This window comes from Leisingera aquaemixtae (assembly GCF_006740765.1).
In the GTDB taxonomy this organism is placed as follows: Bacteria; Pseudomonadota; Alphaproteobacteria; order Rhodobacterales; family Rhodobacteraceae; genus Leisingera; species Leisingera aquaemixtae.
This window is the reverse complement of sequence record NZ_CP041156.1, coordinates 127,088-140,788: the sequence shown is the minus strand read 5'-3', so window position 1 is coordinate 140,788 and position 13,701 is coordinate 127,088. Positions and strand designations below refer to the sequence as shown.

The window sequence follows — 13,701 nt, the reverse complement described above, 5'->3', positions numbered from 1 at the left end:
CGCTGCTCCGTTGTGTGGTTCCGTCAGGCCAGAGGTTTACTGGACAGGCTCGCGGCCGATGGTGGTCAGCACGGTGTTCAACTTATCGACACCGCCGATGGAGTCGTAAAACTTGGGCCAGACCGCTTCGGTCGCAAGTTTGATAAACTCGGCCTCATCATTTGCCGGATCGTCGATCTGCATGCCTTTGGCGACCAGCTCATCCTTGATCTGGGCCTCGATATCGCGCAGGTACTGGGCCGATTTCACGGTGGCCTCCTTGCCCGCCTCGATCAGGATTTGCTGGTCCTCTTCGGGCAGATCCTGGAACACCGCCTCGGACACGATCAGCGGCTCGATCGAGAAGATGTAGCGCAGGTTGGTCACATATTCCTGCACCTCGTAGAACTTCATCGAGTTGATGGTGGTGTAGGGGTTGTCCTGGCCGTCCACCACCTTGGTCTGCAGGCCGGTAAAGGTCTCGGACCAGGCCATCGGGGTCGGGTTGATGCCCCAGGCCTTGTAGGTTGCGATCATGATTTCGTTCTTGGGAACGCGGATGACCAGATCCTGCAGATCCGCCACCGTGGTGACCGGTTTCTTGGAGTTGGTCAGACGGCGGAAGCCGGTGTAGGTCCAGGCGAGGATGCGCACGCCGGCATCGCGGATGGTGTTTTCGGTCAGCTCCTGCCCGATCGGGCCCTGGGTCAGCTTTTCCGCATCCTCCAGCGACAGGATCACATAGGGCAGGGTGAACACGCCCACGGTGGGCGAAAACGGGGTGACGTTGTTGATTGCCAGCAGCGACATGTCCAGGGTGCCGATGGCGGCCTCGTTCACAGTGTCCTGCTCAGACCCCAGCTGGCCATTCAGGAACATCGTCGCGGTATGTTTGCCGCCGGACTTCTCCTCCAGCGCCTCGATGAAAAACTTGCCGGTGCCTTCCTGCGAGCTGCCGGCACCGTCGCCCACGGCGATCTTGAAATTCTTGGCGGATACCGCACCGGCGGTCAGCATCGCGGCGGCAGAAACGGCTGCGGTCAGCGTGCAGACCTTCTTGAGAAATGACATGGCTTCCTCCCGTATTGTCATCCTGGGTCGCAAGGCGCGCGCTGGCCCGCCCTCCACTGCGGTGCTGCCAGTCCGATCCGTCCTTGGTCCGCAGGACGCTACATTGCGTTCTTTGTTTCTTGGATGTAAACTTTTGAGCGCAAAGTTTCATATATCGCGAACATCCGGATGAGCCGCAAATCCCACCTCAAACATGTTGCCGATGCCGATCTCAAATTGCTGAGGGTGTTCAAGGCGGTGGCCGAAAGCGGCGGTCTGGCGGCGGCGGAAACCGAACTGAACATCGGCAAATCCACAATTTCAAAATACATCGCCGATCTGGAGCTGCGGCTGGATCTGAAACTGTGCAACCGCGGCCCGGCCGGGTTTTCTCTGACCGATGAAGGCAGCAAGGTGCTGAAGTCGGCGGAGGGTCTGCTGGCCTCGGTCTCCGGTTTCCGGGCCGAAGTGAACGAGATCAAGCAGCAGCTGGCCGGCACCCTGCGCATCGCGCTGTTCGATCAATGCGCCTCCAACCCGGAGGCCTATGTCGCCGGTGCCATCCGGGCCTTCAACAAGACCGCGCCCGCAGTTGAGATCGACCTGTCGCTGGAGCCGCCCAACGTGATTGAAACCAATGTGATCGGCGGCGGGATCGATGTCGGCATCCTGGCGCTGCACCGGCCGTCCCCCAGCCTGGACTACGCGCCGCTCTATGGTGAAAACATGTTCCTGTACTGCGGCAAGGGCCATCCGTTCATGGATTGCGACCACGCCAGCCTCAGCCTTGCGGATGTGCAGGCGGCGAATTACGCCGGCATCCGGGTGAACTCCCCCAACCTGCATGTCGGCCAGACCCTCGGTTTCCGCCGCGCCGCCAAGGTCCAGAACGAACAGGCGCTGGCGATCCTCGTCATGTCGGGCAGCTACCTGGGGTTTCTGCCCGACCATCTGGCAGATGAATTTGTCCGTGCCGGCATGATGCGCAAGGTGCTGCCGGAGCAAATCTTCTACCGCAGCCAGTTCGCCGCCGTCACCCGCAAGCGCCCGGCGATGACCCGGATCACCAAGCTGTTCCTCGACACTTTGGTTGCAGCCCACGCAGCCCCGGCCCCCGGCAGCTGACGCAAAGGCGCCGGGTCAGATGATGTCCAGCGAGACCTTGACCCGGTCCATCACCACCGAAGAGGTGAAGCGGCTGACATTGGATTCATCAAAGAAATACTCCTGCGTGAAGGCCTCGTATTCCTTGATGTCCCTGACGATGACCATCAGGATAAAGTCCGCTTCGCCGGTGGTGTAATAGCACTGCTGCACCTGCGGCGCCTTGCGCATCTTGCGCTTGAAGGCATCCAGGTGCATCCGGCTTTCCCGCTCCAGCACCACCTGCACGATCACGGTCATTTCACGTCCCAGCCGGGCCGGGGAGAGGATGGCGATTTCCTTTTCGATTACCCCGGTGTCGCGCAGCTTCTTCAGCCGTTTCTGCACCGCGGGCGCGGACAGGCCAACCTCATGGCTGATGGCCTCAGCGGTCAGCTGCGCGTTGGACTGGATCAGCCGCAGAATGTCGTGGTCTTTGTCATCCATGGCCGAGTTTTTGTCCGGCGCGGCGGATTTGACAACCTGTTTCGTCAATTTCCCCGCAACTGTGCCCCGCCGCGCCGGCTCCGGCAGACGGCGCAAGCAGCGGCCGGGCACGCGATTGACGTAAACTTTTGCTTGTGCGGGCGGATTTTTCGCTCTTTTAACGCGATCCGGCTCCCCGGTCCGGTCTTTGTTACCGGATCCTTAGGGCATCCGCGGAACACTTGTCCCGTCAACGGGCAGGTGCCCGGCTTTCCAGCGCGGGCCGGGTGCCGGTCCTGTGCGGCGCAGACAGTGGTTAGCGGTTGTTGCGGAGTGTTTTATGGGTACCGGTTCCAAGTCCCTCCTGTTCAGGCTGACCATCCCGGTCGCCGCGGTTCTGACGCTGTGCCTCGCGGCCGGCTGGCTGGTTATTCCGCGGGCGGTCGAACGCAACGCTGTTGCGGCCGCATCAACGGCTGCGGTCCAAGCGCTCGACCAGATCAAACCGCTTTTGGAAAATAGCCCCCGTATTGGCAGCGGGGGCGCAATCGTCTCAGGCGCCGTAACCGGCGGCGGTCCGGGCGCCTTGTTCGTCTACAGCGCCAGTTCCGGCCCGAACACGGATGAGTTCATGCAGGCAGCCCGGGATTACCTGAGCAGCAATCCCGGCGGTTCCTACGTCCGCACCGAGGCGCGGGACGGGGAAACCTTGGTGCGGGCCGCGGCGGCCGGCCGGATCGCGGCAGAGGGCGGCAGTGCGCCCGTTGTTATCGAACTCCGGCAGACCATCACCGGCCCGCTGGCAGCCGCCGCGAGCCTTGCGCATCAGATCCTCGCCGCGCTGACACTCGCAGGCGCGGTCCTGCTGGCAGCGCTCGCCGCTGCGGCGCGCTCGGCCATCCTTCCTCTCAGGCAGATCGGCGCGGGCCTCCGGGTCGTCAACGCGGGCGATCTGGACCGGGACATCGGGCAGACAGGCCGCAAGGACGAGATCGGCGCCATCGGGCGCGCCATCGCGGAGATGCAGGAGAGCCTGAAGGCCGCCCGCTCAGCACAAGAGGACCGGCGCGGGGCGCAGGTGCAGCAGGCGCAGCAGCAGGAAGTGGTCGATGCCCTGCGCACCGGGCTGTCCCGCCTGTCCAGGGGGGATTTCAGCTATCAGATCACAGACCCCTTCCCGGCAGAGCATGACGGGCTGCGCAAGGACTTCAACCTGACCGCCAGCACGCTGAGCTCCACCGTGGCCCAGGTTGTCGAAGCCTCCAGAAGCATCCGCAGCGGCGCCGCTGAAATCAGCCAGGCCTCCGACGACCTGTCGCACCGCACCGAAAGCCAGGCCGCGACGCTGGAGCAGACCGCCGCGGCGCTGGATCAGCTGACGGCATCGGTCAAATCCGCCGCCGAAGGCGCCCGCAGTGTCGAGGCCACGATGGAAGAGGCCCGCACCGAAGCCGAGGGCAACCACGAGGTTGTGCAGGACGCCGTGGCCGCAATGGCTGAGATCGAGCAGAGCTCGAACCGGATTTCCAAGATCCTCGGCGTGATCGACGACATCGCCTTTCAAACCAGCCTGCTGGCGCTCAACGCCGGCGTCGAGGCGGCGCGCGCAGGCGAGGCGGGCAAGGGTTTTGCCGTGGTTGCCGCCGAAGTGCGGGCGCTGGCACAGCGCTCTGCCGATGCCGCCACCGAGATCAAGACATTGATCGGCGACAGCTCCAGCCATGTGCAGCAGGGGGTCGATCTGGTCGGCAAGGCCGGCGGCGCGCTGCAAAGCATTGTCGAGCGGGTGACCCAGATTTCCCAGCTGGTCTCCGGCATTGCCCAGGGCGCGGCGGAACAATCGACCGGGCTGAGTGAGATCAACGCCGGCGTCACCCAGCTTGATCAGGTGACCCAGCAGAATGCCGCGATGGTAGAACAGGCCACCGCGGCCGGCCACATGCTGAACTCCGATGCCGCCAAGCTGGCAGAACTGGTGGCGGGCTTCCAGGCCGCAGACGGCCAGGCGGCCCCTGCCGCGGCACCGGCAGCCCCGCCGCCGCCAACGGCGCATGGGGAAGACACCTGGCAGATCGAGGCCAGCCCGGCTCCCGCGGCGGCGGCAGCGGCCGCCCGGAATCTCTGGCAGGATTTTTAAACCCGAAACGGCAGGCAAGCTTGCACCGGACCCGGTTCTATCCGCCCCCGGCAGACCGCCCGCCGCGCCCGCCGGCGCAGGGCCGCGCCTGCAAAATCATCAAATCTGAATATGACAGGACTGGCCGGTTTGCGTCACAGAAAACCGGTCGTTCAGAAAAGATGCAGGCGGAATGCTGGTAATAACAAAGCGGATCCCCTTGTTTCCCGCCCGTTTTGCCGCACTTCAAATTTGCGGCATAAAATTCCATGAATTCCGGAAAACTTCATTTGCGGTGCCCTTGCGGTACACACTTTTTCAGGACTTTGCCGATTAACACTTCTGTATGCGCCCCTCGCAAACCGGGGCGTGCCGCCGATTGCAGGAGATTTTCGCCAATGCCCCGGACCACGAAACTGCCGCTGAAACTGAAACTGCCGATGATCATGGTGGCGCTAACGGGCGCGTTTCTCGTCACCGTGTCGCTGCTGGTCTATTCGATGGCGGAACGCAGCATCCGGGACAACGCCTTTGCCGCGCAGAAGATCGAAGCCAAGTCAGGCGCCCAGGCGCTGGAGTTCCTGCTCAAGGCGGCGCGCTCCGATGTATCAAGCCTGGCGGGCCAGCCGGCGGTGTTCCGGGCGATCGGCAATTTCGAGCGGGTGATCGGCATGGTCGAGGAAGCCGACCCCGTCGCCTATCTGAAAGAGACCTATGCAGACGCAAACCCGCATCCCGCCGACCAGCGGGAGGAGCTGACGGACGCAGGCGACGGCAGCTATTACAACCAGTCGCATGTCACCTATCATCCCACCTTTCTGCAAAGCCTGCACCTGAATGGCTATCAGGACCTCTACCTGATCAGCGCCAAGGGGCAGGTAGTGTATTCCGTGAAAAAGCAGGGCGATTTCCTGACCGATATTCAGCCCGGTTCCAGCGGCGGGCTGGCGCAGGTGTTTCAGGCCGCCCTGCAGGCCGAGGCCGGCACCGTGGTGGCCGCGGATTTTGCCGCCTACAGCCACAGCGCCGATGGCGTCGCCGCTTTCATGGCCGCCCCGGTGTTCTCCAAACGCCAGGAGGTGGCCGGGGTGATCGCAGTGCGGCTGGGCACAGCGGGCGTCGTCAGCGCGCTGACCAGCAACCTGTCGGGCGGCACCCATCAGAACATCTTTGTGGTCAGCAGCGATGGCCTGGCCCGCAGCCCGTCGTCGGCTGAAGGGCTGTTCCCGGTGCTCACGGCCCTGCCGGACACACCGCAGATCCTGGCTGCCAAGGCCCGCGAGGCCGGCCAGTTCGAGGCTGTGGCCTCCTCGCTCGGCGAACGGGCCATTGCCCTGGTGATGCCGCTGGACCTGCCGGGATTTGACTGGTCCCTGGTGCTGGAAACGGATGAGCATACCGCGTTTGCCGTGGTTGAGCGGATCCGCCTGACCGCAGCCGGGCTGATCGGCGCCGCGCTGCTGGCGGCGATCGGCGTGTCCTGGCTGGCGGCGCGCAGCGTCACCCGGCCGATCCACGCCCTGCGCGAAGCCACCAATGCGCTGGCGGACAGCAATTACGGTACCGCAATCGACGGCCGCGACCGCGGCGACGAGCTGGGCGACCTGGCCCGAAGCCTCGACAGTTTCCGCGGCAAGCTGAAGGACGCCGACGAGGCCGCTGCGCGGGAGGTGGAGGCGGCGCGCCATACCGCGGCGGTGGTCGACAGCATGAGCGCGGCGCTCTCTGAACTGCAGCGCGGCAACCTGGCCTGCGACATCCAGACCCCGTTTGCAGGCCAGTACGAAGCGCTGCGGGAGAATTTCAACCGCAGCCTTGAGAAGCTGCGCAGTTCGATGGCCCAGGTCGTCGGCGCCGCGGAGAATGTCGGGCGCTTCTCCGAGGAGCAGCGCAGCGCCGCCACCGAAATGGCGCACCGGACCGAAAGCCAGGCGGCGACACTGGAAGAAACCGCAGGCGCCATCCGCGAGCTGACGGACGGCATCCGCTCCACCGCGGAGCAGGCAGGCAAGATGGATGAAACCATGCGCGGCGCCCGCAGCGAAGCGGAGCAAAGCACCGGGGTTGTGACCTCCGCGGTGGAGGCGATGGACCAGATTCAGGAAGCCTCGTCGGAAATTTCCAAGATTATCAATATGATCGACGACATCGCCTTTCAGACCAACCTGCTGGCGCTGAACGCCGGGGTGGAGGCCGCACGGGCCGGCCCCGCAGGCGCCGGCTTTGCCGTGGTTGCCTCTGAAGTGCGCGCCCTGGCGCAGCGGGCGTCCAACGCGGCCGGGCAGATCAAGGGGCTGACCAGCGCCAGCGAAGAACATGTGGCCAACGGGGTCTCGATGGTCGGCCGCGCGGGCGATGCGCTGACCAGCATCATCGAGCAGGTGTCGGCTGTGTCCGGCCTGGTCACCGACATTGCTGACGGTGTGCGCGCCCAGTCCCGCGGGCTGGAGAAGATTGATGGCGCCATGCACCAACTCGACAGCATGACCCAGCAGAACGCGGCCATGTCGGAGGAAGCTGCGGCGGCCAGCCAGCTGTTGCAGAATGAATCGCACAGCCTGACAGAAATCGTCGGCAGCTTCGATCTGGGCGGCAGGGGCCCTGCACCCCTCCACGCTGTCCCGCAGCGGCTCAGCGCCTGATCCTGAGGGCCGCCTTGCCCGGCCCGCCGGGGCGGGCCCTTAGCGGGAGGCTGCTTGCCAGGCAGAACCGCGCGCAGGCGGAATATTCCTGGCGGCATCGGGGAGGAGCGAGGCCTGCAGCCCCGCCAATTGCAGGTCGGCCAGCCGTTTGTAAGTGCGGAACACTTCCCTTGCCCCATCGGCAAGCTCCGGCAAACCGGCCTGCGGGACCGCATCCAGCAGCTGGCACAGGGACCGCCAGGCCCCGGTGTCGCGCGGCACGACAAACGACCGGGGGGCAGAAGGCACGGCGCGCCAGATCGTCTTGGCCAGCGAAGCCGCCCCGAAGGCGGACCCGTGGATGACGTAAAGCGCGCCAAGAAGGCCCGCGTCTGAGGTCAGATACGCCTGCCCGGGCTGCGGCGCCGGGCACGGCTCCTTGCCCAGATCCCGTTCCAGCGCCGTCAGGTGATCCGCCAAGGAAATTTCCGGCCAGAGCTGCCGCCTGGCACGGTCCGCCTCCACCGCCGAGGCCGCGGCATATGTCACTGCCGCGGTTGCCCTCAGTTCCTGATAGGTCAGGTCCGGCTCCGTCAGGCGCCGGTAAAGCGGATGCTCATGCAGGTCCAGATGCAGCCGGTGCGTGGCCTCGCGCAGCCACAGGCGCGCGGACCGCCGGGCGGCGTCCTGCGGGCGCGTCATTGCGGCTGGGCTTTCGGCAGTTCCAGAACAAACCGTGCGCCGGCTTCAAACGTCTTGTCGGCATAGATGCGGCCAAGGTGCAGCTTGGCGATCTCGGCGCAGATCGACAGGCCGAACCCGCTTCCTTCGGCCTTGTCATCTGTCACCAGCCGCTGCGACGGCTCGAAAATCTGCTCCGCATATTGCGGCGGGATGCCGGGGCCGTTGTCCTCAATCAGGATGCGGTGCCAGCTGCCGTCTTCCTCGGAGGTGACCGCAATCCGGAGCGCCCGGTCCGCAGAGCGGCCGTATTTGAGCGCGTTTCCGATCTGGTTCAGGAACACCCGGATCAGCAGGTCCGGCGCCGCGACACAGGACGGCAGGCCGCCGATCTGCACGTCGGCGCCGGCCGCCGCGATGTCATGCCCCAGCAGCTCAACCGCCTGCTGCGCCAGCTCGCCAAGGTCGACAGTCACCATCTTTGGCTTCTGCTCCTGCAGGACGGCCAGTTCCAGCAGGCTTTCGGTCAGGCGCTGCAGCTTCTTCGCCTGCTGCGCCGCCAGGTGGCGGTGCTCTTCGACGCTTGCGGGATCGGCCTCATCCTCTTCCATCCACTGCAGCGCCGAGCTGATGCCCCGCAGCGGCGCCTTCAGGTCATGCGCCGCCATATGCGCAAAGCGGCGCAGCGAGGAATTCTCCTCCTTCAGCAGAAGCTGCGAGGAGATAATGTCCAGAAACTCTTGGAAGATTTCGCGCGCGGCCTGCAGCTCAGCCTCCTCCCAGGGCAGGCTTTGGTCGTTGTGTTCATTGACCCATTTGTCGAACGACGTCCGCGGCCCCAGGGTGACACCCGTCTTTTCGTCTGCCACCATCTTGGCATCCGGGCGCCCGGCCCAGGCCACCTTTTGCGTGATCGGCCCGCGGAACCAAATCAGCTGGCAGACCCGGTGCACGACGATCGGCTGCACCAGAACCCCGCAGGCGACATCCTTATAGGGCACCGAGTCCGGATAGATGGACTGCAGCGAAATCGTCTGGAACTGATCTTCGCCGGTCAGGTTGTCCTTGGTCCACCGGATCAGATCGCGGATGAACTCCGGCGGCGGCGTTTCACCCGATGTGTGAAGGTTAAGCCCGTACTGAAAGGCGAACCCGTCGGCGCGCAGGAATTTCTGCAGCACCGGGACAAGCGTTTTGATCACGTCCTCAACGTCGCCGGTCTGGCGCAGTTCGGCCGCAAAGTTGCTCTCGATCCGCCGCAGCTGCGAGATCATGTCCGCGGTCTCGGTGCGTTGCGCCTGATCGTAGCGCAGCATCAGCGCGGTGCCGATTTCCTGCGCCAGCGCCCAGCTGTCCGAGGGCACAATCGCCTCCTCGACGTGGTGGCAGGCAATCAGGCCCCACAGCTTTCCCTTGTCCATCAGGCTGCAGGAAAACGACGAGGACGCCCCGATGTTGCGCAGATAGGCGGTGTGCATCACGGAGACCGCGCGCCCCATCGACCAGGTCATGTCCAGCTCGCCAGCCTGACCGGCCAGCGCGCGGATCGGCACGTTTTCGTCCTGCACCGACCCCACGAAGCGGTAGGGCACAATGGTCATCAGTTCCCGGACCTGCTTGGGGATATCGGTATCGGGGAAATGCATTCCCAGCATCGGCACCATCCGGTCGTCCCGCGATTCAGCAATTGTCGCGCCTGACCAGTCGGGCAGGAACCGGTAGACCTTGACCCGGGACATGCCCGTCAGATCGCGCACCGCATTGGCGGCGACCTGCATCGCCTCCTCAAAGGTCAACGCGCCCATGATCTGCGAACAGGCCGACCCGCAGCGCCGCATCCGTTTGCGCACCAGCGACGCCGACGGCGCTTCGTTGCGGATGAATTCGACAAACCGGCGGCCCGCGTGGGCGTGGGTGACGACATCGTAAATTGCGCCGTCCGCCTCGAACTGCGCGTCGAGGATTTCGTGGGAAATATGCGGGCTGTCCGCCAGTTCGGCCAGCTGCTCGGCAATATCCTCCGACAGAACCCCGATACCTGCGCCAAGCAACGCGTCAGCTGGCTTGCCCAGGATTTCATGCAGGTTCTCCGACACGCCGACGATGCGGCCATCGGCAGGATCCAGCACCAGCAGGCCGGTGCCCTTCTGGATCATGCCGATCATGTGAACCGGCTCACGGTCGCAGGTGTCGAGATTGGTCGCCGGGGTGCTTTCAAAGAATCGGGAGAGAGAAAGGTTCATAAGCTGTACCTCGTTGGACCCTTAACACCCTATAAGAAGAGTGTGAAAAAGCAATTACCGTTTAGCGTGTATTACTTTATAACGCCCCGGCGTGAGGGCCGGCTGGCAGGACCGAGCGCCGCATGTGGAAATAAAGTGAACGATATCCGCTGCTTATGCGCCTGCCATACGCTATGGCCGGTGCCGCCGGGAGGCCGGGCACCTGCCGCAGCCCAAAACGGCCGCGCCTGCGGTTCTTTAGAAGCGAAATAACATAATCAGGATTACGGGCGCTAGCAGCCGTCCCGGGCGGAGGCCGCAGCCGGGCGGTTCCAGGTCTGACGGGCCGCCGGGCAAGGCTTTGCACCTGCCCGGCGGCACCAGGATTTGCAGCCGCCATGCGCCCTTGCCCGCAGGGGCGGCACGGCGGCGGGACGCATCAGCTGGTGTCAGAAATGAACCGACCGCGCGCCAGCGGGTTTTTCCAGCGGCGGCGCGAATTTGGTCAGGTCGATCCCCTCCACCGCGGATTTGTACTCGTCCATGCTGGGGGTTCTGCCCAGGATCGCCGACAGAACAACAACCGGGGTCGAGGCCAGCAGCGACTCGCCCTTCTTGTCTGCCGAGTCTTCCACAACGCGGCCCTGGAACAGGCGCGTGGAGGTGGCCAGAACCGTATCGCCCTTGGCAGCCTTCTCCTGGTTGCCCATGCAGAGGTTGCAGCCCGGACGCTCCAGATACAGGATGTTCTCGTATTCCGTGCGCGCCTCGCTTTTCGGCATCAGGTCATCGAATTCAAAGCCCGAGTAGCGCTGCAGGATTTCCCAGTCGCCCTCTTCCTTCAGCTCGTCGATGATGTTGTAGGTCGGCGCCGCGACAACCAGAGGCGCGTTGAACGCGACCTTGCCGGATTTCTTCTCCAGGTTCTTCAGCATCTGCGCGACGATTTTCATGTCGCCCTTATGCACCATGCAGGAACCGACAAAGCCCAGGTCGACCTTCTTTTCACCGCCGTAATAGGACACGGGGCGGATGGTGTCGTGGGTGTAGCGCTTGGACACATCCGCGTTGTTCACATCGGGGTCCGCAATCATCGGCTCGTCAATCGCGTCGAGGTCAACGACGACTTCGGCGAAGTACTTGGCATTGCCGTCCGGCGCCAGGGCCGGGTTTTCGCCGGACTTGATTTCGGCGATGCGCTTGTCGGCCTTGTCGATCAGCCCCTGCAGGGTGGCCGCCTCATTGTCCATGCCCTTGTCGATCATCACCTGGATGCGCGATTTGGCCAGTTCCAGCGAACCGATCAGCGTCTCGTCGTTGGAGATGCAGATCGAGGCCTTCGCCTTCATCTCTGCGGTCCAGTCGGTGAAGGTGAACGCCTGGTCAGCCAGAAGGGTGCCGATGTGCACTTCGATCACGCGGCCCTGAAACACGTTGTCGCCGTGCTGCTGCAGCATCTGCGCCTGGGTGGCATGCACCACGTCGCGGAAGTCCATGTGGTCCTTCATGCGGCCCTTGAACGTCACCTTGACGGACTCGGGGATCGGCATGGTGGCCTCCCCGGTTGCCAGCGCCAGCGCCACGGTGCCGGAGTCGGCGCCAAAAGCCACGCCCTTGGACATCCGGGTGTGGCTGTCGCCGCCGATGGTGATGTCCCAGTCATCCACGGTGAGGTCGTTCAGCACCTTGTGGATCACGTCGGTCATCGCGTGGTAGACGCCCTTCGGGTCCCGCGCCGTGATCAGGCCGAACTTGTTCATGAATGTCATGAGCTTGGGGATGTTGGCCTGCGCCTTCAGATCCCAGACAGAGGCGGTGTGGCAGCCGGATTGATAGGCGCCGTCCACGGTCGGAGAGATGACGGTCGCGGCCATCGATTCCAGTTCCTGCGCGGTCATCAGGCCGGTGGTGTCCTGCGAGCCGACGATGTTCACCTTGACGCGCGCATCCGAGCCCGCGTGCAGCACCGTGTCCCCGGCCACGCCAACGGCGTTCTTGTTAAAGATCTTCTCCACCGCGGTCAGGCCCTGGCCCTCATGCGACACCACCTTGGAGGGCGCAAAGACCGTCACCGGCTCGACGCCCAGGGTCTCGGCTGCAAAGGTCTGCAGCTTCTTGCCGAACACGATGGCATAGGAGCCGCCGGCCTTCATGAATTCGACCTTTTGCGGCGTGAAGGCAGAGGAGACATCCGCCAGCTCTTCGCCGGTTTCAGCGCTGCAGAGCTTTTTGGTCTTGGTGTCGATGGCAAGAACGGTGCCCGTTTCGACAGAGTATTTCTGCTCCAGGATCGGGTTGCCGTCGTTGTTCAGGATCGGGTTGCCATCGGTGTCCGTTTTCTTGACCCAGTTCTTCAGGTCCAGCCCGATGCCGCCAGTCACGCCCACGGTGGTCAGGAAGATGGGGGAGATGCCATTGGTGCCCGCAACAACCGGCGCGATGTTCACGAACGGCACATAGGGGCTGGCCTGCTTGCCGGTCCACAGGGCGACGTTGTTCACGCCGGACATGCGCGAGGATCCGACCCCCATCGTGCCCTTTTCGGCGACCAGCATCACGCGCTTGCCCGGGTGCTGCAGTTTCAGCGCCTCGATTTCCTGCTGCGCCTTTTCGGAGATCAGGCATTTGCCGTGCAACTCGCGGTCCGAGCGGCTGTGCGCCTGGTTGCCCGGCGACAGAAGATCGGTTGAGATATCACCCTCGGCAGCGACATAGGTGACGACTTCGATCTTGTCTTCGATATCCGGAAGCTTGGTGAAAAACTCTGCCTTTGCATAGCTTTCCAGAATGTCCTTGGCGATGCCGCTGCCCGCTGCATAGGCCTGCTTCAGGCGATCGGTGTCCGCCTCATACAGGAAGACCTGCGTCTTCAGCACCTCGGCCGCCTGCCCCGCCACCGCGGCATCCTCGCCAAGCGCCAGGTCCAGCAGCACCTCCACCGACGGGCCGCCTTTCATGTGGGACAGCAGCTCGAACGCGAATGCGGTGGAAATTTCCGGAACCTCGGCCTGGCCCAGGATGATCTCTTTCAGGAACTTCGCCTTGACGCCCGCCGCGCTCGTGGTGCCGGGAAGAGTGTTGTAGATCAGATAGTTCAGGGAGTCGTCGCGGTGCGCGTTACCGGTGTCCCTGATCTGCGCGATCAGCTCTTCAACCAGCGCGCCATCGTCGATGGGCTTGGGGTTCAAACCCTGCTCTTTGCGGGTTTCGATCTCATTCAGGTAATCTGTGTAAAGGCTCATGGCTGTCCCGGCGAGTAAGCGTTAGAAGGGCGTGCATCCCGGGCCTCGGCAGCAGCCTGCGAACCCGGGAGCGCGGTTTGTATGCCGCGGTATACGAAATGATCCGGCTTGGCAATATGGCGGTGAGTGTCAAGTTGCCCCACGTGCCCGCATCCGGCAGGGAAGTGCCAGAGTGAAGCCTTTTTTCAAACGTGACGAATCCACGCAGCGGCCCTGAACGG

The 13,701-nt window shown here is 63.8% G+C and carries 7 protein-coding genes and 1 pseudogene; 3 read left to right on the top strand and 5 right to left on the bottom strand.

From position 1 onward, the window contains the following. Positions 1 to 36: 36 nt before the first annotated feature. The gene (locus tag R2C4_RS00730) at positions 37 to 1,050 is read right to left on the bottom strand and encodes a TRAP transporter substrate-binding protein (protein WP_141889150.1); all 1,014 of its coding nucleotides are present in this window, start codon (positions 1,048 to 1,050) and stop codon (positions 37 to 39) included. Between the two features lie 168 nt (positions 1,051 to 1,218). On the opposite strand from R2C4_RS00730, the gene R2C4_RS00725 reads away from it, so the two are divergent. Beyond that, complete coding sequence (locus R2C4_RS00725) at positions 1,219 to 2,154, top strand: LysR family transcriptional regulator (RefSeq protein WP_141889149.1); 936 nt, start codon at positions 1,219 to 1,221, stop codon at positions 2,152 to 2,154. A gap of 15 nt (positions 2,155 to 2,169) precedes the next feature. Here R2C4_RS00725 and R2C4_RS00720 read toward each other — a convergent pair whose 3' ends face one another. Beyond that, positions 2,170 to 2,619 (bottom strand): Lrp/AsnC family transcriptional regulator, encoded by a 450-nt coding sequence (locus R2C4_RS00720; RefSeq protein WP_141889148.1) that lies wholly within the window; start codon positions 2,617 to 2,619, stop codon positions 2,170 to 2,172. Positions 2,620 to 3,400: 781 nt separating this feature from the next. Here R2C4_RS00720 and R2C4_RS00715 point away from each other — a divergent pair. Together R2C4_RS00715 and R2C4_RS00710 are read left to right on the top strand one after the other, a co-directional pair. After that, positions 3,401 to 4,735 (top strand): annotated as a pseudogene (locus R2C4_RS00715) (methyl-accepting chemotaxis protein); the annotation flags it as partial. 377 nt (positions 4,736 to 5,112) lie between these two features. Then, the gene (locus R2C4_RS00710) at positions 5,113 to 7,356 is read left to right on the top strand and encodes a methyl-accepting chemotaxis protein (RefSeq protein ID WP_141889147.1); all 2,244 of its coding nucleotides are present in this window, start codon (positions 5,113 to 5,115) and stop codon (positions 7,354 to 7,356) included. Between the two features lie 39 nt (positions 7,357 to 7,395). Here R2C4_RS00710 and R2C4_RS00705 read toward each other — a convergent pair whose 3' ends face one another. The 3 genes from R2C4_RS00705 to R2C4_RS00695 all read right to left on the bottom strand — a co-directional run bounded on the left by R2C4_RS00705 (position 7,396) and on the right by R2C4_RS00695 (position 13,480). Continuing rightward, the gene (locus tag R2C4_RS00705) at positions 7,396 to 8,037 is read right to left on the bottom strand and encodes a heme oxygenase-like domain-containing protein (RefSeq protein ID WP_141889146.1); all 642 of its coding nucleotides are present in this window, start codon (positions 8,035 to 8,037) and stop codon (positions 7,396 to 7,398) included. Continuing rightward, a complete protein-coding gene (locus R2C4_RS00700; protein ID WP_141889145.1) occupies positions 8,034 to 10,259 on the bottom strand; it encodes an ATP-binding protein in 2,226 nt (741 codons plus the stop codon). Before R2C4_RS00700 ends, R2C4_RS00705 begins: the two co-directional genes overlap by 4 nt. A gap of 428 nt (positions 10,260 to 10,687) precedes the next feature. Beyond that, complete coding sequence (locus R2C4_RS00695) at positions 10,688 to 13,480, bottom strand: bifunctional aconitate hydratase 2/2-methylisocitrate dehydratase (RefSeq protein WP_141889144.1); 2,793 nt, start codon at positions 13,478 to 13,480, stop codon at positions 10,688 to 10,690. Between the last annotated feature and the right edge of the window lie 221 nt (positions 13,481 to 13,701).